Source organism: Thiohalorhabdus sp. Cl-TMA (assembly GCF_041821045.1).
Lineage (GTDB): Bacteria > Pseudomonadota > Gammaproteobacteria > Thiohalorhabdales > Thiohalorhabdaceae > Thiohalorhabdus > Thiohalorhabdus methylotropha.
Genome location: NZ_JBGUAW010000002.1, coordinates 355,170 through 376,981, shown reverse-complemented (window position 1 = coordinate 376,981; position 21,812 = coordinate 355,170). Strand labels below are relative to the sequence as shown.

The following is a 21,812-nucleotide window of genomic DNA, read 5'->3' as shown; positions in this document are numbered from 1 at the left end:
GGGATTCAGCGTCACCCGCCGGGCGCGGCGCCCGATCCTGTTATCCTTTCCCCGAACATTCCCGCTCCGGAAAGGAGATTCCCGTGCGCCGCGCTCTATTCCGGGCCTTCTGGTCCCTGGCCGGTCTGGCCGCCTCCGGTCCGGCCCTCTCCTACGGCACCCAGTTCATTCTGGCCCCGCCGCCCCTCGGCCACCCCGTCTACCGGGACGGTCAGGTCCAGTACCGGGTGAGCGGCGGGCTCCGCGGCTACAGCTCCGAGGAGACGGACCTGACCGGCGCCACGCTCAGCCTGTCCCGCCGTCAAGCCCTCTCCGACCGGCTGGCCTTCAACCTGGGCGGGCAGGCCGATTATCTTTCGGGTACCGACCGAATCTTCTCCGATGACAACGACTTAACCGTTTGGCAAACTATGCTGCACCTTACCGGGGAGGTCCAGCACCGCTTCGCCCCCGGCTGGAACGCCATCTTCTTCGCCGGACCCAAGGGGGGCTACGGGGAGTACCGGGTGGAATACGGCGAGCGCCTGGAGGGGCGGGAAACCCTCTACGGCTACGTCGTGGGCGTGCAAAGCTCGGTGCGCGTGGACAGCCTCCGCGTGACGCCGTTTCTCTCCTACGAAGCGCTGGAATCCCGCCGCAACGAGGACTTTTCCACCGGGACCAGCCGGGCCATCGACCGCACCCACCGGATCACCCAATATGGGCTGGAGGTGCTGTTCCGATCCGGCCTGACCCTCGGGGTCACGCGCCAGCACTGGAGCTCCGGCTCGGAGGAGGCGCGCTACACCTTTTACCAGGCGGGGTATCAATTCTAGCGGGCGGGGCTCCCGGATTAGCCCCGCCCGAGCGACCACGGAAAAGAGGGGAACATGACGGGAGCATTCTGGCGGAGATTCCTGCCGGCCCTGGGGCTGCTCGCCCTTTCCGGCCCGGCCGGCGCGGCGACCCATCTGGGCGTTTTCGGCATCGCGGAAAGCGCTTCCTGCTCGGGGGATTGCGGGAGCGCCGTGGACGAGCAAAGTCCCAGCTACGGCGGCTCCTTCCTGTTCACCGGCCGCTTCGACGACTGGGGTCTGTTCCTGGAGATGGGGGGTACCAACCGCGCCCCCTTCGCGGGACTGGGTGCCATCCGCTGGTTCGGTCCCGTGCGGGTCATGGTGGGCCCGTACATCCTCACCCGCCAGGCACGCTACGACTTCGCGGACCCTTTCCCTTCCACGGAGGCCAGCGATCAGGCCACGGCACTTTCCGCCGAGCTGGCCGTCCGGGGCTTTTTCCTGCGCTACCAGCGTTACAGCTACAAGGTTTCCTTCGAGTCCTCCATTCCCGACCCCAACAACTCGGATGCGACCCTGACACGGAATGCCGCCTCCTCCTTCGACGTGGACTTCTTCGCCCTCGGCTACCGCTACCGGTTCTGGTAGGGCCGGTCCAGGAAGCGGCGCTGGTCTAGGGCAAGAGCCGATTCAGCCGCTGCCGTATCCCGGTGCCGATGGTCCTGGCGGTGTCCCTGAGCCGATCCCACTTCTCGCTCTGCCCGGTCGCGCGCAGATAGGCGTAGCTTCCGCCCACCGCGAGGAGCACCAGCAGGAGGATGTTGAAGAGTCCCACCTCGTCCACGATCTCGACCCCGAGCACCACCAGGGCTACAAGCCCCACCAGGAGGATCGGGGCGCACAGCCCGCCGAGCTTTTCCTCGCAGAGGGCCATCATCCGGTCCCACTGGTGGAGGGGATCCCGCTCGCCCCGCTCTTCGGATTCCAGCGGAATGGCTTCGGGACCGGGGATCCCCATACCCTCCCCACTGCGCTCGTTCACGGATTCCGAGGCGGCAGATGCCCCTTCGGGCTCCGGTATCCTGCGAGTCTCGGCGGGCTGCTCCGCGTTCCCGGACGCATTGCCGGTACCGGCCTCCTCCGCTTCTTCCCGGCGCGCCAGACACGTCTTGCAGAGCTCCCCGGGGTCAACCTGCTCCGGATCCGCGACCCGCTCGGAAATGGTTCGCTCGCAATAGGTTGTGCTGTCGGTGCGCACGATGTGGATGCGCTGGCCTTTTCCTACATATCCGTATTCGGCATCCTGCATGGGCCCCTTCTCCTTTCGGGTGACAGCCGCCGCTCGTGCTCATCCGGACAATTCCCCGTCCCGATCAAACCATTACCGGGAAATAAAGGCAAGATCGCACCTTCCTGCCTATCTTTACAAAGGCAGGCACCGCCTTCCATCTTCGGGCACATTGCATAAGCAAAAGGCACTATTGTCGTTTTTGGGCCGGTACGGCAAACGGCGAGCAAAGGCTCGATTTGAATAGTCCGGTGCGTTTCCATCCTATGCCGACCCCCTCGGCAAACCGCACCGATTTCCATCACGCTCACCGAAGACCCCTTGGCCGCTTTTCCCTTACCGAAACCGGGTCGAAACCGCTGACGGCACCCCCCAGCGTAATGTTTTAAAAATTGCGCACGATCAAGTATTTATCTTGCAAATCCCTACCCATTCCGTACCGTTTCTTACTTTCCCGGAATAATTCCTATTTGTTCTCGGAAGTCGTCGAGTGATCATAGGCAAATAACTCGAAGAGGGGGCTCCGGACCCCGTATGGAGCAACATCTATCCCCTTTCATTACTAGCCGGGGATGCCCAACCGATACCTGCCGAACGCCTGGGAGCGCACCATGCCCGATATGCCAGCCTGACGAATTGCGCGTTTCTTTCTGAAAACCACTTTGCGCCCGCAAAAGTGTAACTTTTCAAGCTTACTCCCGCCGGAGATTCATGACGGGCTCCCGGGGACGGCCACTTGGTACCGACCGGGAACAGCAACGGCCAGCCGCGCCATTCTTCCGTCCAATCGCCCGCCCAATCCAGCCAGGGCGATACAAGGGACGGGGAAGTGCCCCCCTTTCCCTTGCGGCCGTTCCACCCTTTCCCTTCCGGACCTTCCCGTCCAGCACGCTCCGCGCTGCCGTCCATGGGTGCATTCTCCGGGAAAACTGAGGAAGCTTCGAGCAAGCAGCGCTTACTGGATACCGAAAAGGGGCGAAGATGCCAGGGAAGCCCATGCCCGGCTCCTTCGAGCAGGGCGCCGAGCTATTGGAACGACTTTTCGGCGATGCCTGCGCGCCCAGGGGCTGGTCGTCCGCCTGGAGGGGGCCCGGGGCATCCATTGCTGCCTGCGGGAGGTGCCCCGGAAGGAAGCGCCGCAATCAACCGCCGACACTTTTCTCGGCATCGGCACGGGACGCTTGGTCGAGCATATCCTGCGGCATGCCTCCGAAGGCTTCCTGGTGGCGGATATACACACGCTGGAGATCCTGGAAGCCAACGAGGCCCTCTGCCGGATGCTGGACAGCTCGCGGGAGGCCCTGGTGGGCTCCCATCCAAACCGCTGGCTGGACCCCAGGGATCGGGAGACCTTCCGGCACGAAGTGCAAAAGCGCTGGAATGGAGCGAACCGCTACCATGAGCTGCGCTTCGTCCGCGGCGACGGCCAACCGGTACCCGTGCTTGCCAATGGAACGACGTGCCTTGACGAGCAGGGAGCGCCCTCCCTGTCCGTCGTATTCATCACCGATCTGTCCCGACTGAAGCAAAGCGAGCACTCCGTCGACCAGCTAACGGAAATCCTGGAGGCGTTTCCCGGCTTGGTGGGCCGTTGTGACGGCAATCTCCACTTCCTCTATCACAACCGGTACGCCAAGGAGCTTCTGGGAAGCGATCTTTCCCCGCATGTCACGGTGCGGGGCATACATCCCGATTGGGCCGGGCAGCTCATGCAGGACGAGGCGTTTCCCGCGGCGGCCCGGGAAGGGTATTGGGTGGGCGAGACGGCCCTGCTGGATAAAAGGGGGCAGGAGGTACCGTTCCTGGTTACCGTGGTTGCCCACTACGACGCACCCGGAAACGTGGAGCGCTTTTCCCTGGTTGGGATCGACCTTTCCACCCAGAAGACCACCGAGGAACGGCTACGCCAGTACGCCCAACAGCTCCAGAGCGTGAGCCGGCTGATCTCCATGGAAGGACTGACCTCGCTGCTCACCCACCAGCTCAACCAGCCGCTCGCGGCGCTGAACAATTACGCCGCGGCGGGGAACCAGCTTCTCTCCCAGCGCTCCCTGGATTCCACCCGCTTCGCGGACCTACTCGACCGGATCACCGAGGAGGCGCAGAAGGCCAGCGAGGTGCTCGTGTAGGTGCGGAAATTCCTGAAGGGCGACGGCCCCGATTTCAGGCGCCTGGATGTGAACGGTCTGCTGCGCCGCCTGCAGCCTTTCCTCCGGGGCGGCACCTCCGACGCCAAGGTGGCCATCCGGCTCGACCTGGAGGAAGCCTTACCCAACGTCGTTGCCGACCGCCTGCAAATCCAGGAGGTGCTCCACAACCCGATCCATAATGACCAGGAAGCCAACCGGGCGCGGCTTGCAGACACGCCGCCGCCGGTCATCGTCCAAACCCGGTCGACGGAGGACAAGGTGCTGATCTCGGTGGTGGATGCGGGCCCCGGCCTGCCGGAGACCATGGACATGGACGTGATCGTGCGGCCGTTTTTCACGACCAAGGAAGACGGCGTGGGCCTGGGGCTGTGGATCGCCTATTCCATCGTCGAAGGGCACGGGGGCCGTCTGGACGCCCGCAACAACACTCACGAGCCGGGAGCCACCTTCCAGATACGGCTCCCCCGCGAATAAAAAGGCACGACGGCCCTAGCAGGCCGGCAGGTACACCCGGAAGATGCTGCCCTGGTTCTCGCCCGGGCTTTCCGCCTCGATTTCCCCGCCGTGCATCTCCACCAGGCGGCGCACGAGGGAAAGTCCGAGCCCGAGGCCGCCCAGTTCGGAGTCCTGGAAGCCCTTCTGGTCGAAGTCCCGGAACAGGGTGCGGAGCCGGGCCTTCGGGATCCCCTTGCCGTCATCGCTCACCGCGATGACCACCTGCTTCCCTTCCCGGGCGCAGCGTACCTGGATGGTTCCGTCAGCCGGGGTGAATTTGGTGGCATTGCCGAGGAGATTGGCCACGATCTGGGTCAGCCGGGTGGGATCGCCGGCGGTCGGCAGGGGGTGGTCGGGAAGCTCCACCCGCATGGTATGGCGGTTCTCCTCGACCTGCGGCGCAATGGAATCCATCGCCTGCCGAACAGCCTTTCGGGCATCCAGCGCCGGTTCCATCTGCAGGGCGAGCCGGCCGCGCTTGATGCGACTCAGATCCAGGAGATCCTCCACCATGCGCGCCAAGTGGGTGCTCTGCTGATAGATGATCGACACCGCCTCCTGGACGCGGTGGTGGTCCGTTCGCTCCCAATTGTTCACCAGATGCTGGCTCATGGTGGTAATCGGGGTCAGGGGATTGCGCAGCTCGTGGCCGAGCATGGAAAGGAATTCATCCTTGTGCCGATCCGCGTCCTCCAGGGCCTGCTCCGCCTCGTGGCGCTGGGTAATGTCCTGGGCGATACCCACGAACTGCATGGGGAAATTATGATTCTCCGGGAGCCGCGCCACGGTCACCAGGGCCCACACCGTGCTGCCGTTCCTGTGCCGGTACCGTTTCTCCAGGGAGTACGAATCCATCTTTTCCGCGCTGAGCCGCGCGGCCTCCTCCTGGATCTGGATCCGATCCTCCGGGTGGGTGACCTGGAAAACGGTCATGCCGCCGTCCACCAGCTCCGCGCGGCTGTAACCGACAAGCTGCTCAAAAGCGGGATTCACCTCCTGAAAGCGTCCATCCACGTCCGTAATGACGATCCCCACCCCCGCCTGTTCGAAGGCTTCCCGGAAAGTCTCTTCGCTTCGGCGAAGGGCGGCCTCGGACGCCGCTTTCTGGATGTTGGTCGCGAGCACATTGGCCACCGCTTGCAGGAAATGCACGTCGTACTGCGTGAAAAGACGGTGGCTACGGGAATGCACGCCCAGCACCCCGTACGGCTCCTCCTCGGGACCGCGGATGACCACGCTCATGCCGCTGACCACCCCGTGCTCAAGGAGCAGAGACGGGCCCGAGAACCGTGCTTCCTCGGCCAGATCCGTTACGATAACCGGACCGTCGCATTCCAGGGTGTACCCGGCCTGCGAGTCCAGCCCCGTGGAGACCGCCATCCCTTCCGCCGTCCAATCCCACCCCACTCCCGCCACCAGCCGGGCCGTCCCGGAAACAGGCTGGTTTTTCAGCACCTTGGCATAATCCACGTCCAGGACCTCCCTGAGCCCCTGAACCGCCTCCTCGAACAGGGTTTGCAGGGAGGCCCCGCGCAGCGCCATTTCACCGAGCTCCGCCACCACCGCTTGCTGTCGCAGACGGATTTGCAGGGCCTCCGGAGAAACGGCTTCTCCCACTTCGAAGGAATACTGGGAAAGGGCTCGGGCTACCTGAGACGCTCCTTCACTCATTTCAAGGTTTTCCCCTGGAAAAAGTGGTTCGTAGTCCGGGACCACCTCCTGCGCCTGGGCACCCCGACAGGACCCAATGCGGGAGCACGTTTCGCAGCCCCTGGCAGAACAGGCCTAAACTAGAGACAGCTTGGGATAATCCCGGTTCAATGCCCCGGAAAAACCGGGTGGGCCCTCGCGGATGTAAATTTACCCTCACAAAGACCCTCCCGGGGAAAACAGAATACCTCCGGCCCAACCAAGCAAGCTATTCATTTTTCTGGATAAAGCACACCCTCCTCGCAGCGCCCCGGACTTCCTCGGTCCGCTGGCGGACCTTCCGTACCCGTTGCCGGGCACTGCCCCCAACAATCGAGGGAATTCACTAGTCTAGCAATCCGGAACTGAATCATGGCGAGCGTGAGGGGCTACGGTAGCCGGGGGGTAATCGGCGGGTCCACGGAGAGCAAGGCGGGGGAGGGCAGGCATGCGACGCGCACTAAAAAGGCCTTATGCCACAGGGCATAAGGCCAGGGCGCGTATCCGCCGGTTGAAGGGTCTTATCCCCTACCGGGTCTGGCGGATCTCTCCGCAAGCGATGGGAAGGGTGACTTGGGCGGGCACACCGGGCAGGGAGCGGACCGAATCCGGCAGCGAGGCCGACTTCGCGGTTCCATGCAGGAAGACTACCCGCTTGTCGAAGTCGACATCCGATACGTCGTGCTCCCGCTCCAGAGCGCTTTCCAGCTCGTCCATGGCCACCGTTTGCTCGTACCTGATGCGGCCGTCGGAGTCCGCGGTCGGATAGGAATGGGTCGCGATCTTGAGGCTGGCCGGGCTGCCGTGGAAGGGCACGAGGGTAGTGCCCGCCATGGGCTCCGTCTCCAGCAGATCGACGTAGCCGTCGCCGTTGGTATCCGCATCGGTGCCGGGGCACCCGGCGTCTTTGCCGGTGGTGAAGCCATGATAGTGCTGCAGGTGCATAGTTCCGGGCGCCGTGCCGCTTGCCTGAACGCTGATGGTCAGGCGGCCGTCCCGCACCTCGAGCGTGGCGGTACCTTCGGCCGAGCGGCCCAGCTTGTCGGCATTCAGCGGCTGTAGCTCAGCCACATACGGATCGCCGGCCTGTGCCGTACCGGCGGACAGAACGGCGGCGGCCAGTAGGGTCCCGAAGCATTTGATCGGCAAAGCCATGACAGCCTCCTCTTCTGCAGTGGGGGTATTTCCCGGGAACCTATCAATCCACGCCGCAAAAAGAAATATTTTATATACACCTTTTGGGTAGGCTAGCCGGAATTTCCCCGCCTGGCGATCCCGCCCCGAGACCCGAGCGCCCCGGAAAATCATGATCGAATGGGGCTTGACCAATTGGTTAGGATCCGTATAATTAGGACCCATGCTATGGCTCCGTGATCTTCCCAAATACGAGACGCTGCAAAAGTTCGCCAGCCGCTATCCGGGCATGGACATTTCGGCAGTGGAGAGCTTCCTTACCCTGCTGCGGGTAGCCAGCGATCTTTTCGACGGCCTGGATGCCTGCCTGGCCCGCCACGATCTGCAGCAGGGCCGATGGTGGGTGCTGGTACTACTGATGCGGCGGGGTAATTTGACCGCGGCGCCCTCGGAGCTCGCGGAGCAGGCGGGCGTGACCCGGGCCACCATGACGGGCCTTGTGGACAGCCTGGAGCGAGCAGAGCTGGTGGAGCGCATTCCGGATCCCCGGGACCGACGCTCCACCCAGGTCCGCATGACCTCTGCCGGAAAAGAGCTGATGGACGTCGTAATGCCGGATTACTACCGGCGGGTAGCCGCCCTGTTCACAGACCTGGAAACGGAGGAGCGCCAGCGCCTAGTCGCGGACCTGGAGGCCATCCAGTCCCGCGTCGCCATGCTGGGGGCGGAAACTGCCCCCTGAAGGGGTTCCCGCTTTCCTGCCGGAAAGTTAGGATCCTTACTATACCGCACCTTCCAATCGATAGGGATTAGACCCATGATGAATCTGCCATTTCGCGCGCCGGAACTCGGCTTCGCCCGCCTTCTAGTCATCAGCTTCGCCCTGCTGACCACCGCATCCGCAGCGTGGGGTGCGGGCCCGGAAGAGACTGTCCGCTCGGCGAACGAGCGTTGGAACGCCACCTTCAACCGGGGTGACGCCGCCGGGCTCGCCGATCTGTATACCGCCGACGCCCTGGTGATCCCGCCGGGCACCGAGCCGCTACGCGGCCGCCAGGAGATCGAAGGCTTCTTCGAAAACCTCCTGGGCAAGGGCTTTGAGGACCATTCCATCGAGATCGTGGAAGTGCGCGACCGTGGGGACACGCTCTACCAGGTCGCCCGCTGGCAGGCCCGGGGACCGGACGGCAGTGGCGGCATGAAGACCTACGGCGGGCGTCTGGTAAGTATCTTTCACCGTCAGGAGGACGGCGACTGGAAGCCGGCCCTGCACACCTGGAACTGAGCCTGGCTCCAGTTTCCGGAGGGGACCGGGAGCCCGGCGGCTGCCGGTCCATCCACGAGTGGTCTGGGCTGCCACGGCGCGACGGATGGTCTGGATTTCGACTTGGGCGTGGTCGGCCGCCAATTCCTCGCCAGGAGCACCATCGACGACGTCAGCGCCAACGGGTCTACGCCGGATTGACGGCCGGATCGGCGGACCTTACCCCAGGGCGGGCCCTGATAGATCGATGAAGGGCTCCGGATTCTAGCTTTCTGTTAAGGCTATTCGGCTTTCAAGGAAGAAACAGGGCCACTAGGGGCTATTTTTCAGCGGCCTGCTCACTTTCAAAGTATCCCAATTCCCGCAGGGTACTTCCTACCAGCTTTTCCAGGGCACGCACCTGCCCCTTTGACAAGCGTCTTTTCCAGCTCCCTATAGAATTCCCCGAAATTGGCTTATTTAGATTCTTGTGGGCTTCCCTATAAGATACTCGAATATCGCCAGGACTTTTATAATATTCTTGCATTTTATAACTATAGGTTACCCCGAGAAAATTGCACAATTCCTTTATCTTTGAATCCGGATAGGTCACAAAATGCTCGTATTTTATTTCCAAGAAGGCCTCATCAGGTAATTGCAACCCCAGATCTCTACATGCCCTTACATCTTTCTCCCATCGCCGGGCAGCCTCTTCTATATCATCATAGATACCCGCCCTTATGGCGGAAGAGACGGCATCACGACCATCCCGAACAATATGCACAAACTGCGCATCAGGAAAAGTGTTTAGTAGGGAAGGCAATGCAACGCAATTATAGGGCGTTTTGTCACCCCACCTTCTTTCTTCACCGTAATTCTGTAATGAATATTCCTTATATATGGATTCTATTATGGAAGCCAGGCTCCTCTCACTTTCCGGCAAAGCAATCATTCGCTCGTAACATGGGGAGACATCCATATTCCAGTCGGAATGCCAGAATGGATCGGAGACAAACTCACCAATAATCAGCTTCACCAAATCGCTCCAGGGGAGATAGCAATAATTCTTGAATTTGGTAATGACTTCCGGCAGGACGAAGGATTCAGGAGGGATTGCCAGCTCCCCGCCGGAATTCAGCACCGAACGTAGTAATGTAGTTCCCGACCGTACCGAACCGATTATGAAAACGGGACTCGGTTTCCTGAATGGCCTGGCTTCCAGGCTGGGGCGCTGAAGCATGGCCGGGAGGACCTTCATGCGGGTCCGTATCCAGTAGGGGCGATCGAGCCCACCGCTGCTTGTCAGCCTTTGGCGTCCGAAGTCTTTGAAAACCACCTGGTAGACCTCTTGCGTTCCCCCTGCGGTTGGTCCCCGTAGATTGGGGATAGCGGTCCATCTTTCCCCTAGTATCAAGCTCAGATACCCCATGCACATACGTACCGACCACCGGTACCCCTACGGACATGGCCCTTTCACAAAATGGGGGACCTTGCTCGGACGGGCTCGGAGCCGGGGGCATTTGGAGAAGAGGCTTCGTAAGAAGCTCTCGCGGGAAGGCCGTGTCATTCCAATCAAAATTGGCCCGGCCTTTCGGCCGGGCCAATGGAACGGGGTCTTGAAGGAGGAGTCTGGCGGTCAGCCCCGGCGATGGCCTACTTGGCCGTCGCCACCTCGGGGAACTCCTTCTTGGGCCCGGTACGCACATGGGTCGTGTAGAGCACCAGGCCAACCAGGACCAGTCCGCCGGCGATGTTGCCGAGCACCGTCGGGATCTCGTTCCAGAACAGATATTCGGAGAAGGTGAAATCCGCGCCCATCATGAGCCCGATGGGGAACAGGAACATGTTCACCACGGAGTGCTCGAAGCCGAGGTAGAAGAAGACCATGATGGGCATCCACATGCCGATGACCTTGCCCGGCACGGTCGTCGAGATGGCCGCCCCAACCACACCCATCGAGACCATCCAGTTACAGAACATACCGCGCATGAACAGGTGGAGCAGGCCCCAGAACCCGGCATCGGCGTACATGCTGGTGCGCTTCTCGCCGACGGCCATTATCTGCTGACCGATGGCGTTGACTTCGGCGTTGAAGCCGTCGGTGAAATACAGGAAGGCGAAAAAGGCGATAAAAAGGGAGCCGGCGAGGTTCCCGACACCGACGAGCAGCCAGGACTTCAACATTCTTGGCAATGTCACGCCCGGGCGGCCATCGAGCCATGCTATCGGGATGATCGTGAAGACGCCGGTCAACAGGTCATAGCCCATGAGATACAGCATGGAGAAGCCGACCGGGAAGAGAAGGGCCCCCACAAGGAACGAGCCCGTGTTAACCGCGATTGAGACGGCGAACACCACCGCCAGGGCCAGGGTGGCACCGGCCATGAAACCACGCAGGATGGTATCGCGCTCGCTCATGTAGACCTTGGACTCGCCCTGGTCCACGAGCTTCGTCACGAACTCCGATGGACTAAGATAAGACATGATTTTGCCTCCAAAAGTGGCCCGCTTCGCGCCGGCATCCAGAGGCGGGGGGTCGCCGGGTGCACCGGCAACGCCCAGCCACTGCATCCGGCCGGTTCGCCCGGGATAGAGCACGGGCTGTGCCAACCTGCGCCGGACGGCCCCGGGCGGGCCCCGCGATGGCGGCGCGATGGGTCCGTGATGGGGCCTCGTCTCCTCGGCCGGACCCCCGCCGGGGATCATGGCCGCGACTCTGCCGCCCCCCGTCCACCCACCAAAACGGTGCATAGGAGCCTTGCCGGCACTACATTGGGGCACTGCGCCGGGCAGGCGTCCGGCGACGAGCGCCCTGAAAGGGGCACGGCGGTTGCAGCCGGGGGGCGGCAACGGGCCGGCCAGTAAGCGCCGGGCCCGGACTCTCAAAGGCGGGCTACCTAGTCAGGGGGACCCATGGGCGGGCGATTGGAGATCTCCGTGGGGCAGAGCTCCCACCCGGGGCGCAAGGCGGAGAACCAGGACTTCTACGGGGCCTTCCTTCCCCAGGGGGCGCAGCGGGGCAGCAAAGGCGTGGCCGTCGCCCTCGCCGACGGCATCAGCACCAGCGAGGTGGGCCGGATCGCCAGCGAGACCGCGGTCAGCGCTTTCCTGGAGGACTACTTCTGCACCTCGGAGGCCTGGTCCGTGAAGCAGTCCGCCCAGCGGGTGATCATGGCCACAAATGCCTGGCTGCACTCGCTGACCCGTCACGGTGCCAATCCCTTCGACCGCGAGCGGGGTTACGTCTGTACCTTCAGCGCCCTGGTGCTCAAATCCGCCAGCGCCCACGTCTTCCACGTGGGCGACGCCCGCATCTATCGGCTCCGCGGCGGGACCCTGGAGCAGGTCACCGAGGACCACCGCGTCTGGCTGTCCCCGAATCAGAGCTACCTGGGCCGGGCCCTGGGGGTGGACCGTCAGGTGGAGGTCGACTACCGATCGCTGCCGCTGGAACGGGACGACGTCTTTCTGCTGGCCACCGACGGCGTCTACGAGCACCTGCCCCCGGCGGCCATGGCGGCCACCATCAACCGCCACGGCGACCACCTCGACGACGCCGCCAAGGCGCTGGTGAACGCAGCCTACGAGCAGGGCAGCACCGACAATCTGACCGCGCAGCTCGTCCGGGTGACCGACCTGCCCGAGGCCGGGCTCGAGGAGAACCGGCATCGCTGGGCCGACCTCCCCTTCCCCCCCGCTCTGGAGCCCGGGACCGAGCTCGACGGCTTCCAGGTTCTGCGCGAGATCCATGCCAGCCACCGCAGCCACGTCTACCGGGCGCGGGACCTGGAGTCCGGGATCACCGTTGCGCTCAAGACCCCCGCCGCCGAGCTGAAGAACGACCCGGTGCTGCTGGAGAAATTCCTGACCGAGGAGTGGATCGCGCGGCGCGTGAACAGCCCCCACGTGATCCGGCCGTGCCTGCCCGATAGGGCCCGCAACTTCACCTACATCGTCCTAGAGCTCATCGAGGGTCGGACCCTCACCCAGTGGATGCGCGACAACCCCGAGCCCGGCCTGGAACGGGTGCGCGGCATCGTGGAGCAGGTGGCGCGCGGGCTGCGGGCCTTCCATCGCCACGAGATGGTCCATCAGGACATCCGGCCCGACAACATCCTCATCGACGAAGCCGGAACCGTACACATAATCGATCTCGGGGCAACCCGGGTAGCCGGGCTGGTGGATGGCCGAGCGGGGTCCGGCGGGGAGCGGCTGCTGGGCACCGAGCAGTACTCGGCCCCGGAGTACTTCCTTGGCGCGGCCGGCACCCCGCGCGCGGACATCTTCTCCCTGGGCGTGACCGCGTACCAGATGCTCACCGGCGCCCTGCCCTACGGCACCCGTGTACCGAGCGCCCGCACCCGGGCGGCCCAGAACAAGCTCAAGTACGACCCCGCCTGGAACCACAACCGGGCCGTCCCCGGCTGGATGGACGCGACCCTGCGCAAGGCGGTCCATCCCAACCCGGAGCGCCGCTACGCCGACGTCGACGAGCTCGCTTACGACCTGCGGCACCCGCGCAAGGAATTCCTCAACGAGACCCGCCGGCCGCTGATCGAGCGCAGCCCGGAGCGCTTCTGGCAGGGTGTGTCCGCGATCCTGGCGGGCATCATTGCGGCCCTTTTGGTCATGCGCTGAATCGATGGCGGAAGGTTCGGCAGGGGGGCGCATGGCGCGTACGGGGAAGCGGAAACAGAAAAGGCCTCACACCGGATGGCTTCCGGCAAGTTCGCAGCTGGTGAGACACGCCATCACCCGCCGAGCGAGCGACGCCAAAGGGAGGGAGGCGGCAATGGCCCTAACCCCCAGCCGGACGGATAGAAAACGAAAGAAGGAGCCGCGGCGCAAGAGGGAAGATCCCGACGCCTTCAACGCCGCCGAGCGGCCCAGCGGCCCGGCCCGCCCGGCCACCGGGGGAGACGCCGCCCGGTACGGGAGGGTGAAGCACGAGGCCACCCTGGAAAGGAGCCTGGAGACCGGGGAGAACTACAAGGAGATCGCCCACCGGAACCACCGGTAAGCCCCCGGGGAGCCGCTGGAATGAGCGGCGGGTAGGGCGAGACGCCACCCGGGTGGCGATCGGTGGGTTTTTGCACCCGTAATGACCCCGTAATGCCAACAAAGGCGGCCCGGAGGCCGCCTTTTCCTAGCTTCGCCAATGTCCCATCCGAGCTCGTGTGGCCCTTGACCGTGTCCTGTCCCGGGGGTGGAGCTTTAATGGAATGGACCGCTCCCCCTTTATTAGGCTGAGTCCGTCCCTCGAAGCGATGGACTCATTCACGGAGGAGCGGCTCCATGCGCATTGCAACGCTTGGCATTGACCTGGGCAAGAACACGATCCATGTCGTGGGTCTGGATGAAAGCGGCCACTTGGCGGAGCGGAAAAAACTGACCCGCACGAGCTTGATTCGGTTTCTGGCCAAGTTGGCCCCGTGCCAGGTTGCCATGGAGGCCTGCGCGGGCTCACACCATGTGGCCCGCAAGGCCGAGGCGATGGGCCACCGGCCGGTTATCCTCCCCGGCCAATTCGTGCAGGCCTATACCAAGGGCCAGAAAAACGACGAGGCGGACGCCGCTGCGATTGCCGAGGCGGCGACCCGGCCGACCATGCCCGAGGTGACCGTCAAGGATGCCACCCAGCAGGAAATCCAATTCCTGCATCGGTCGCGCCAGGGCTGGATCAAGCAGCGCACCGAAACGGCGAATCGCGTGCGGGCCATGCTCCTGGAATTCGGCATCACGGTACCCAAGAAGATGGCCAATCTGCGCAAAGCGTTGCCGACCATCCTGGAGGACGCGGAAAACGGCCTGCCAGACGGGGCCCGTGACCTGATCGCCCAGCACTGGCACCAGCTGCAGGAACTGGATGATCGGGTAACCCGGGCCACCCAGCAGTTGAACCAGCTGGCCCGCCAGGATGCCCGAACCGCCCGGCTTTTAACGGTACCAGGCATCGGTCCCATGCTCGCGACTGCCTTCGTGGCCGCAGTGGGCGACGGCAGCCAATTCGCAAAAGGCCGCGATTGTTCGGCCTGGGTGGGCTTGGTCCCCCAGCAGTTCACGACAGGCGGCAAGCCGCGGCTATTAGGCATCAGCAAGCGGGGCAACCGCTACCTGCGGACCCTGCTGGTTCACGGTGCCCGGGCCCTGCTCCGGCATGCGCACAGACACAATGATGCGTTGCGCCGGTGGATCCGGCAGCTCGATGGGCGGACCCATGCGAACAAGGCGGCGGTGGCGCTGGCCAACAAGCTCACCCGCGTGGCCTGGGCGGTACTCACCCGCGGTGAGGAATTCCGCTCGGAAGCGGCGGCTGCCTGATCAGCACCCTTCCGCCAAGACGCGCTGAAACCGGCAAATAGGAACGATCACCCCGAGCAATTGCAAGCGACCCAGAGGATGGCGGAAACGGGAATCGGCCTGCGGCAACCCTGATTCAAAAAATGGCTCTTTGAAGCCGGGACTTTATGCAGGATCCGCAGGCGCGAATCTCTCCATCACGGCTCGGGGCCGATAGCGCCCCATCACGAAGCCGGATAGATTAACGCAACCCGTCCCTTCCCCAACCGGAGGTGCCGCTTGCAAACAGGGAGCGGTCCATAGATTTTTTAACACTGGCCGGGGAAAAGCTTGGGAAGGTCCGGAGACCGGAAAAAGGAATATCCTATAAACAGCATTCTAGGACCTTGGCACGGCGGTTGCCCCGTAAGCCCCAGAGTTCATGACACCTACGTTGGTACACCTAGCGGGACGTACGAGGCAAGCCATGCCAAGCAAGACCCTTTTAGCCGGTTTGGCTGGTGCCGGCATGATGACGCTTACCAGCACCGTTGCGGCCCTGCCGACCTATGAGGTCACCCCGATCAGCAACTACTGGTGGGGCCGGGCGATGAACGACAATGCCAAAATCGTTGGCAATAGCCCCGATGCGGGAGGAAGAACCTACCTTTTCAAGTGGGAACCCAACACCGATTATGGGGACCGGCAGGTTGGAGACCTGGAACGGGCCTTCCCCTTCTCCGAATACCCCAGTCGAAATTACGCGGCGGCCACGGCGGTCAACAACAACGGGGCGGCCGCGGGGATGAATTACGCTGGCGGCTATTCCCCCGAGGAAGAGAATACTTCACGGTTAGTGGTCTGGAACCCCGATGGCGAGACCCGGGGCTCCATAGAGGTTTACGGGCATAACCTTTACCGTGATCTTCACCTCACCGAGGCCGGTCAGGTCTACTTCCAGGGGTCCGAGGACGGGACTACACAGTATTTGCGCTACGAGCCCGGCCCGGGCCTCCAGGAGGTAACCCGGGCGGCCTACGAGGAGGCAACCGCCGAGGAGATGACCCCCAAGGAGGAAAGGACCTGGGAGATCGTGGAGGAGTATGGGCTTCAGGGGCACTCCCCTGACTCTGCCGACATTCAGGACTTTATCGATCCCAGTGATCCCCATTACACCGAAGAGGGGGAAAACCCGCGCATCGTGGGAACCGTCACGGACGTCAATGCCTCCGGCCAAATCCTGTTACATGGACCTTCTGACCTGGTTGAGTTTGGTACGTTTCCCGGGGCCAATGGGACCCAGCTCCTGACCCCCAACTGGCCGGAAGGGGCGTTCGAGGACGGCGAGCCGATCCCGGCGCCCCATACGGCGGCCCTGCTTGGGCTGGGCCTCGTCGGGCTGGCGGGGTGGCGGGGTGGCAGGGTGGCGGCGGAAGGTAAATACGGCGTAGCAGGCCGACCGGATGCCCCTCTGGGGAGATTTAGGCTGCCCCGGCGTGGCCGCTGGGCACGCTGGCAATTGGGTTGAGGGCGTCCCTCCCAGCGAGGCCCTTCCCCGGCGTCTCCTTGGGTTACGTCGTTACCCATACCGTTACCCAAACAAAAAAAGGGCCTAGGCGATTGCGCCTAGGCCCTTGATTTAGATGGTGGGCCGTGAAGGATTCGAACCTTCGACCCGCTGATTAAGAGTCAGCTGCTCTGCCAACTGAGCTAACGGCCCATCTACTGCTTAAAAAATGGGGTGAGCGAGGAGATTCGAACTCCCGACCACCGGAGCCACAATCCGGGGCTCTACCAACTGAGCTACGCTCACCACTGCATCCGGCTTGGAAGCCGGCCGGGGATTACGTTGCGTCCCCGAACCCGCATTCTAGCATACGGCGCGATACCCGAAACGGATTGCGCCTTTCCGAATGGCGCGCCCGGCGGGAATCGAACCCACAACCTGCGGCTTAGAAGGCCGCTGCTCTATCCAGTTGAGCTACAGGCGCCAAAGAAGTACCGGATACGGCATTCTATGGGGTTGCAGGCCCGTATTCGGATTTGGTCGGGGTGAGAGGATTTGAACCTCCGACACCCTGCTCCCAAAGCAGGTGCGCTACCAGGCTGCGCCACACCCCGGCAGAATTCCCTCGATCCGAACAGGCCGGGGCCGCGCCACGGCGCCAACCTCGGCGATCGTTCACATCTGACCGGCTCGGGGCGGAATCTTCGGCGGCTGCCCGCCCGGGCCACCAAGACGGACAATCCTACCGGGACGCACCAGATCTCGTCAATCGGTTCAGCTTTGCGCGAAGAGGCGGTTCATGGCAATATCGCCCGCTTTACCCGTCCGGTCTTCGCGCCGTTTCGCCATCCTATCGCCAATCGAATTTTTTCGTGGAATTTTGGTGGGAGGATCCCCGCGGGACGGCGGAGTTCCCGTTTTGCGGAGCAGATGAGGAGCCCCATGGCCGCGCAGATGATCGATGGCAAGGCAACCAGCACCAGGGTCCGGGACAAGCTGACGGCCTTGGTGGCCGATCGGGTACGCAGGGGCTACCGGCCGCCCGGGCTGGCGGTGGTGCTGGTGGGCCAGGACCACGCCTCCCAGGTGTATGTCCGCAACAAGCGCACCGCCTGCGAGAAGACCGGAATCAAGTCGTTCTCCTACGACCTCCCGGACAGCGTCAGCCAGGAGGAGCTGCTTTCCCTGGTGGAAAGCCTCAATTCCGATGACCAGGTGGACGGCATCCTGGTGCAGCTCCCGCTGCCGGCGCATATCGACTCCAGCGTCGTTATCGAGACCATCGATCCGGCCAAGGACGTGGACGGCTTCCATCCCTACAACATCGGCCGGCTGGCCCAGCGGAACCCCCTGTTCCGCTCCTGTACCCCGCGCGGCATCATCACCCTTCTGGAGGAGCACGAGCTCGACCCGAAGGGCCTGCATGCCGTGGTGGTAGGGGCCTCCAACCACGTGGGCCGGCCCATGGCGCTGGAGCTGCTTCTGGAAGGAGCCACGGTGACGGTCTGCCACCGCTTCACCCAGGACCTCGGCACCTACGTACGCCGCGCCGACCTCCTGGTGGTGGCTGTCGGCAAGCCGGGTCTGGTGCCCGGCGACTGGATCAAGGACGATGCCATCGTGATCGACGTGGGCATGAACCGGCTTCCGGATAACCGCCTGGTGGGCGATGTGGATTTCGAGGCCGCCTGCGAGCGCGCCTCCTGGATCACGCCGGTACCCGGCGGGGTGGGCCCCATGACCGTGGCCACCCTCCTGCAGAACACCCTCCAAGCCTGCGAGCGGCACGACCCCTCCATCTGAACGGCGGCGACTTGCCTCCGCGGCTCCTTTGTCCAAGACTGGATGCCTTCCGGAATTGGACAAAGGAGACACTCGGCCATGAAACGGCTTATCCTGACTTTCACGCTGCTCACCCTGAGCTTCCCGGCCATGGCGGCCTGGCAGCTCGATGCGCAGCGCTCTTCCCTGTTCTTCGTTTCCACCAAGAAGAATACGGTGGCGGAGACCCACCATTTCGACGATATTTCCGGGAAATACGAACAGGGGCAGGCTCGGCTGGCCATCGATCTGGCCAGTGTCGAGACCAATATCGACATCCGCAATGAGCGGATGCAGGAGCATCTGTTCGAGGTGGGCGACTTCGCCACCGCCCTGGTGACCGTGGAGGTTCCCGAGCAGCGGGTGGCGGATCTCGCCCCCGGGGACAACCTCATCCTCGACACCACCGCCACGCTGTCCCTGCACGGCTCGGAAAAGCCGGTGGACACGGTCCTGTCGGTTACCCGTCTGGCCGATGACACCATCCAGGTGGCCAACCTGCGTCCGGTAATCATCAATGCCGGGGATTTCGGTCTGGCACGCGGCGTGGAAAAGCTCCGCGAGATCGCCGGCCTGCCCTCCATCAGCCCCGCCGTCCCGGCGCAGTTCACGCTCTACTACACCAAGCGGTAGACCGGTCGACCGTGTTGGCGACAGCCACGAAAAACGCCGCCCCGGAACCGGGGCGGCGCTGTCGCGTCGGGGAGGAGCTCCCCGCGCTCAGGCGGAGGCGGCCTGCGCGTAGCCGTTCTCGCGCCGGTGGAAGACGAAGTCGCCGCCTTCCACGCCCACCTCGACCACATCGCCGGGATAGAAGTTGCCGGCGAGGATCTCCTTGGCCAGCGGATTCTCCACCCGTTGCTGGAGCACCCGCTTGAGCGGCCGGGCGCCGTAGACCGGGTCGAAGCCCGCCTCGGCCACCTTGTCCAGCGCCTCCTCGGAGATCTCCAGGTCCATGTCCTTGTCCCGCAACCGGTCGCGCAGATACTGGGACTGGATGCGCACGATCTCCTTGATCTGCGCCTGGTCGAGCTGCTGGAAGACGATGGTCTCGTCCACCCGGTTGAGGAACTCGGGCCGGAATTCGTCCTTGACCACCTCCATGACCGCCTCGCGTATTCGCTCCTCGCCCTCGCCGGCCAGGCTGACGATGCGGTCGGAGCCGAGGTTGGAGGTCATGATCAGCACTGTGTTGCGGAAGTCCACGGTGCGGCCGTGGCCGTCGGTGAGGCGACCGTCGTCGAGCACCTGCAGCAGGATGTTGAACACGTCCGGGTGGGCCTTCTCGACCTCGTCGAGCAGGATCACCGAGTAGGGCCGGCGCCGCACGGTCTCGGTGAGGTAGCCGCCCTCCTCGTAGCCCACGTAGCCGGGGGGCGCGCCGATCAGCCGGGCCACGGAGTGCTTCTCCATGTACTCGGACATGTCGATGCGCACCAGCGCCTCCTGGGAGTCGAACAGGAACTCCGCCAGGGCTTTGGTAAGCTCGGTCTTGCCCACGCCCGTGGGGCCGAGGAACAGGAAGCTGCCGATGGGCCGGTTGGGATCCGACAGGCCGGACCGCGAGCGCCGGATGGCGTCGGCCACCGAGGTGACGGCGGTTTCCTGCCCCACCACGCGGTCGTGCAGGCGATCCTCCATCTTGAGCAGCTTCTCGCGCTCCCCCTCGAGCATCTTGGAGACCGGGATGCCGGTCCAGCGGGAGACCACCTCGGCCACCTCGTTATCGGTGACCTCCTCGCGCAGCATGTCGTGCGGCGCATGGGAAGTCTCCTCGACCTTCTTCTCCAGCTCCGGGATCTTGCCGTACTGGATCTCGGCCATCCGGTTCAGGTCGCCGGCGCGCTGGGCCTGCTGCATCTCGGCCTTGGCGCGCTCCAGCTCCTCCTTGGCGTGCTGGTGCTCTTGGATGGCGCCCTTCTCCTTCTCCCACTCGCCTGAGATCTCCTGGAGCTTGGCCTCCTGCTCGCTGATGGTCTCCTCCAGGTCGGAGAGGCGCTTCTGGGAGGCCTCGTCGGACTCCTTCTTCAGCGCCTCCCGTTCGATCTTGAGCTGCATGAGGTGGCGCTCGATCTCGTCGATCTCCTCCGGCTTGGAGTCGATCTCCATGCGCAGCCGCGAGGCCGCCTCGTCGATGAGGTCGATGGCCTTGTCGGGCAGCTTGCGGTCGGTGATGTAGCGGTGCGAGAGCTGCGCCGCCGCCACCAGCGCCGGGTCGGTGATGCGCACGCCGTGGTGGACCTCGTACTTCTCCTTGAGACCGCGCAGGATGGCGACGCTGTCCTCCTCGGAAGGCTCGTTCACCATCACCTTCTGGAAGCGCCGCTCCAGGGCGGCGTCCTTCTCCAGGTTCTCGCGGTATTCGTCGAGGGTGGTGGCGCCGATGCAGTGCAGCTCGCCGCGCGCCAGGGCGGGCTTGAGCATGTTGCCTGCATCCATGGAGCCCTCGGCCTTGCCGGCGCCCACCATGGTGTGGATCTCGTCGATGAACAGGATGACCCGGCCTTCCTCCTGCTCGATCTCCTGGAGCACGCCCTTCAGGCGCTCCTCGAAGTCGCCGCGGTACTTGGCACCGGCCATGAGCGCGCCCATGTCCAGGGACAGCACGCGCTTGTCGCGCAGGCCCTCGGACACCTCGCCGTTGACGATGCGCTGGGCCAGGCCCTCGACGATGGCGGTCTTGCCGACGCCCGCCTCGCCGATGAGCACCGGGTTGTTTTTGGTGCGCCGCTGGAGCACCTGCATGGTGCGCCGGATCTCGTCGTCGCGGCCGATGACCGGGTCGAGCTTGCCCTGCTGGGCGCGCTCGGTGAGGTCGATGGTGTATTTCTCCAGCGCCTCGCGCTGGTCCTCGGCGTTGGGGTCGTCCACCTTCTCGCCGCCGGTAACCTCTTCCACCGCCTTCTCGAGGGACTGCCGGTCGCCGCCGGCGTCCTTCAGGGCTTGGCCGGCGGGACCCTTGTCCTCGGTAAGGGCGAGCAGGAAGTGCTCGGTGGCGATGTAGGAGTCGCCCCGCTTGCTGGCGGTCTTGTCGGCGGCGTTCAGGAGATTGCCCAGAGCGCGGGAGACGTAGATCTCCCCCGCCTCGCCGCCGGACACCCGGGGCAGTTTGTCGATCTCGCGGCCGCAGGCCGAGCGCAGGGCGTCCACCTTCACCCCGGCCTTGGCCAGCACCGAGCGCGCCGAGCCGCCTTCCTGGTCGAGCATGGCGCAGAGCAGATGGACCGCCTCCACCTGCTGGTTGTCGTTCTGCAGGGCCATGCTCTGGGCATCCTGGAGCGCCTGCTGGAATTTGGTCGTCAGTTTGTCGGTCCGCATGGAACCCTCCGCTTGCATGCCGTTCACCCGGGGAAGGGGCGGGAATGGGGCGTCCATTCCGGCCCACTCCCCGTTGCTTATCCGGCGGCCAGAAGCACGCCGCCGAAAACCC

Annotated in this window: 18 protein-coding genes and 4 tRNA genes; 12 read left to right on the top strand and 10 right to left on the bottom strand. The window is 63.9% G+C overall.

Going from position 1 to position 21,812, the window contains the following annotated elements:
- Window positions 1-83 precede the first annotated feature (83 nt).
- Together ACERLL_RS04100 and ACERLL_RS04095 are read left to right on the top strand one after the other, a co-directional pair.
- Window positions 84-815, top strand: coding sequence for a hypothetical protein (locus ACERLL_RS04100; protein ID WP_373654778.1), 732 nt, complete (start codon window positions 84-86; stop codon window positions 813-815).
- A gap of 54 nt (window positions 816-869) precedes the next feature.
- Window positions 870-1,424 (top strand): hypothetical protein, encoded by a 555-nt coding sequence (locus tag ACERLL_RS04095; RefSeq protein ID WP_373654777.1) that lies wholly within the window; start codon window positions 870-872, stop codon window positions 1,422-1,424.
- Window positions 1,425-1,449: 25 nt separating this feature from the next.
- On the opposite strand, the gene ACERLL_RS04090 is transcribed toward ACERLL_RS04095, so the two are convergent.
- Complete coding sequence (locus ACERLL_RS04090) at window positions 1,450-2,085, bottom strand: hypothetical protein (protein WP_373654776.1); 636 nt, start codon at window positions 2,083-2,085, stop codon at window positions 1,450-1,452.
- A gap of 1,160 nt (window positions 2,086-3,245) precedes the next feature.
- Between ACERLL_RS04090 and ACERLL_RS04085 the strand changes: the two genes are divergently transcribed.
- Both ACERLL_RS04085 and ACERLL_RS04080 read left to right on the top strand, forming a co-directional pair.
- The gene (locus ACERLL_RS04085; RefSeq protein WP_373654775.1) at window positions 3,246-4,193 is read left to right on the top strand and encodes a PAS domain-containing sensor histidine kinase; all 948 of its coding nucleotides are present in this window, start codon (window positions 3,246-3,248) and stop codon (window positions 4,191-4,193) included.
- The gene (locus ACERLL_RS04080) at window positions 4,194-4,688 is read left to right on the top strand and encodes a sensor histidine kinase (RefSeq protein WP_373654774.1); all 495 of its coding nucleotides are present in this window, start codon (window positions 4,194-4,196) and stop codon (window positions 4,686-4,688) included.
- A gap of 15 nt (window positions 4,689-4,703) precedes the next feature.
- On the opposite strand, the gene ACERLL_RS04075 is transcribed toward ACERLL_RS04080, so the two are convergent.
- Together ACERLL_RS04075 and ACERLL_RS04070 are read right to left on the bottom strand one after the other, a co-directional pair.
- Window positions 4,704-6,380, bottom strand: a complete 1,677-nt coding sequence (locus ACERLL_RS04075) for a PAS domain S-box protein (RefSeq protein WP_373654773.1) — start codon at window positions 6,378-6,380, stop codon at window positions 4,704-4,706.
- A 546-nt stretch (window positions 6,381-6,926) separates the two neighbouring features.
- Window positions 6,927-7,553 carry a hypothetical protein gene (locus ACERLL_RS04070; protein ID WP_373654772.1) on the bottom strand — a complete coding sequence of 209 codons (627 nt, stop codon included), beginning with the start codon at window positions 7,551-7,553 and terminating at the stop codon, window positions 6,927-6,929.
- Window positions 7,554-7,755: 202 nt separating this feature from the next.
- Here ACERLL_RS04070 and ACERLL_RS04065 point away from each other — a divergent pair, with 202 nt between their 5' ends.
- Window positions 7,756-8,274 (top strand): MarR family winged helix-turn-helix transcriptional regulator, encoded by a 519-nt coding sequence (locus ACERLL_RS04065; protein WP_373654771.1) that lies wholly within the window; start codon window positions 7,756-7,758, stop codon window positions 8,272-8,274.
- A 75-nt stretch (window positions 8,275-8,349) separates the two neighbouring features.
- Window positions 8,350-8,817 (top strand): YybH family protein, encoded by a 468-nt coding sequence (locus ACERLL_RS04060; RefSeq protein WP_373654770.1) that lies wholly within the window; start codon window positions 8,350-8,352, stop codon window positions 8,815-8,817.
- A gap of 298 nt (window positions 8,818-9,115) precedes the next feature.
- Here the strand turns inward: ACERLL_RS04060 and ACERLL_RS04055 are convergent, their stop codons facing one another.
- A complete protein-coding gene (locus ACERLL_RS04055) occupies window positions 9,116-10,015 on the bottom strand; it encodes a sulfotransferase family protein (RefSeq protein ID WP_373654769.1) in 900 nt (299 codons plus the stop codon).
- A gap of 413 nt (window positions 10,016-10,428) precedes the next feature.
- Window positions 10,429-11,259 (bottom strand): formate/nitrite transporter family protein, encoded by an 831-nt coding sequence (locus ACERLL_RS04050; protein ID WP_373654768.1) that lies wholly within the window; start codon window positions 11,257-11,259, stop codon window positions 10,429-10,431.
- Window positions 11,260-11,688: 429 nt separating this feature from the next.
- Between ACERLL_RS04050 and ACERLL_RS04045 the strand changes: the two genes are divergently transcribed.
- The 4 genes from ACERLL_RS04045 (at window position 11,689) to ACERLL_RS04030 (ending at window position 16,582) form a co-directional block, all read left to right on the top strand.
- Entirely contained in the window at window positions 11,689-13,413 is a 1,725-nt protein-coding gene (locus ACERLL_RS04045) for a bifunctional protein-serine/threonine kinase/phosphatase (protein ID WP_373654767.1), read from the top strand.
- A 154-nt stretch (window positions 13,414-13,567) separates the two neighbouring features.
- The gene (locus tag ACERLL_RS04040; RefSeq protein WP_373654766.1) at window positions 13,568-13,795 is read left to right on the top strand and encodes a hypothetical protein; all 228 of its coding nucleotides are present in this window, start codon (window positions 13,568-13,570) and stop codon (window positions 13,793-13,795) included.
- Between the two features lie 275 nt (window positions 13,796-14,070).
- Window positions 14,071-15,096, top strand: coding sequence for an IS110 family RNA-guided transposase (locus ACERLL_RS04035; protein WP_373654765.1), 1,026 nt, complete (start codon window positions 14,071-14,073; stop codon window positions 15,094-15,096).
- Window positions 15,097-15,541: 445 nt separating this feature from the next.
- Complete coding sequence (locus tag ACERLL_RS04030) at window positions 15,542-16,582, top strand: hypothetical protein (RefSeq protein WP_373654764.1); 1,041 nt, start codon at window positions 15,542-15,544, stop codon at window positions 16,580-16,582.
- Window positions 16,583-16,698: 116 nt separating this feature from the next.
- On the opposite strand, the gene ACERLL_RS04025 is transcribed toward ACERLL_RS04030, so the two are convergent.
- The 4 genes from ACERLL_RS04025 to ACERLL_RS04010 all read right to left on the bottom strand — a co-directional run bounded on the left by ACERLL_RS04025 (window position 16,699) and on the right by ACERLL_RS04010 (window position 17,175).
- Window positions 16,699-16,774, bottom strand: a tRNA-Lys gene (locus ACERLL_RS04025).
- Window positions 16,775-16,791: 17 nt separating this feature from the next.
- Window positions 16,792-16,867, bottom strand: a tRNA-His gene (locus ACERLL_RS04020).
- Between the two features lie 101 nt (window positions 16,868-16,968).
- Window positions 16,969-17,045 (bottom strand) — tRNA-Arg (locus ACERLL_RS04015).
- A gap of 53 nt (window positions 17,046-17,098) precedes the next feature.
- Window positions 17,099-17,175: transfer RNA gene (locus ACERLL_RS04010), tRNA-Pro, on the bottom strand.
- A gap of 328 nt (window positions 17,176-17,503) precedes the next feature.
- Between ACERLL_RS04010 and folD the strand changes: the two genes are divergently transcribed.
- Complete coding sequence (folD, locus tag ACERLL_RS04005) at window positions 17,504-18,364, top strand: bifunctional methylenetetrahydrofolate dehydrogenase/methenyltetrahydrofolate cyclohydrolase FolD (protein WP_373654763.1); 861 nt, start codon at window positions 17,504-17,506, stop codon at window positions 18,362-18,364.
- 78 nt (window positions 18,365-18,442) lie between these two features.
- Complete coding sequence (locus ACERLL_RS04000; RefSeq protein ID WP_373654762.1) at window positions 18,443-19,015, top strand: YceI family protein; 573 nt, start codon at window positions 18,443-18,445, stop codon at window positions 19,013-19,015.
- Between the two features lie 87 nt (window positions 19,016-19,102).
- On the opposite strand, the gene clpB is transcribed toward ACERLL_RS04000, so the two are convergent.
- On the bottom strand, window positions 19,103-21,700 hold the full coding sequence (gene clpB / locus ACERLL_RS03995; RefSeq protein WP_373654761.1) for an ATP-dependent chaperone ClpB: 2,598 nt from the start codon (window positions 21,698-21,700) through the stop codon (window positions 19,103-19,105).
- Window positions 21,701-21,812: the final 112 nt, after the last annotated feature.

Bases quoted from the DNA above. Each gene is read 5' to 3' on its own strand.
- ACERLL_RS04045 (WP_373654767.1), top strand. From the start codon at position 11,689: ATGGGCGGGCGATTGGAGATCTCCGTGGGGCAGAGCTCCCACCCGGGG.
- ACERLL_RS04090 (WP_373654776.1), bottom strand. From the start codon at position 2,085: ATGCAGGATGCCGAATACGGATATGTAGGAAAAGGCCAGCGCATCCAC.
- ACERLL_RS04035 (WP_373654765.1), top strand. From the start codon at position 14,071: ATGCGCATTGCAACGCTTGGCATTGACCTGGGCAAGAACACGATCCAT.
- ACERLL_RS04050 (WP_373654768.1), bottom strand. From the start codon at position 11,259: ATGTCTTATCTTAGTCCATCGGAGTTCGTGACGAAGCTCGTGGACCAG.
- clpB (WP_373654761.1), bottom strand. From the start codon at position 21,700: ATGCGGACCGACAAACTGACGACCAAATTCCAGCAGGCGCTCCAGGAT.
- ACERLL_RS04065 (WP_373654771.1), top strand. From the start codon at position 7,756: ATGCTATGGCTCCGTGATCTTCCCAAATACGAGACGCTGCAAAAGTTC.
- ACERLL_RS04055 (WP_373654769.1), bottom strand. From the start codon at position 10,015: ATGCTTCAGCGCCCCAGCCTGGAAGCCAGGCCATTCAGGAAACCGAGT.
- ACERLL_RS04060 (WP_373654770.1), top strand. From the start codon at position 8,350: ATGATGAATCTGCCATTTCGCGCGCCGGAACTCGGCTTCGCCCGCCTT.
- ACERLL_RS04040 (WP_373654766.1), top strand. From the start codon at position 13,568: ATGGCCCTAACCCCCAGCCGGACGGATAGAAAACGAAAGAAGGAGCCG.
- ACERLL_RS04095 (WP_373654777.1), top strand. From the start codon at position 870: ATGACGGGAGCATTCTGGCGGAGATTCCTGCCGGCCCTGGGGCTGCTC.
- ACERLL_RS04070 (WP_373654772.1), bottom strand. From the start codon at position 7,553: ATGGCTTTGCCGATCAAATGCTTCGGGACCCTACTGGCCGCCGCCGTT.
- ACERLL_RS04000 (WP_373654762.1), top strand. From the start codon at position 18,443: ATGAAACGGCTTATCCTGACTTTCACGCTGCTCACCCTGAGCTTCCCG.
- folD (WP_373654763.1), top strand. From the start codon at position 17,504: ATGGCCGCGCAGATGATCGATGGCAAGGCAACCAGCACCAGGGTCCGG.
- ACERLL_RS04075 (WP_373654773.1), bottom strand. From the start codon at position 6,380: ATGAGTGAAGGAGCGTCTCAGGTAGCCCGAGCCCTTTCCCAGTATTCC.
- ACERLL_RS04030 (WP_373654764.1), top strand. From the start codon at position 15,542: ATGCCAAGCAAGACCCTTTTAGCCGGTTTGGCTGGTGCCGGCATGATG.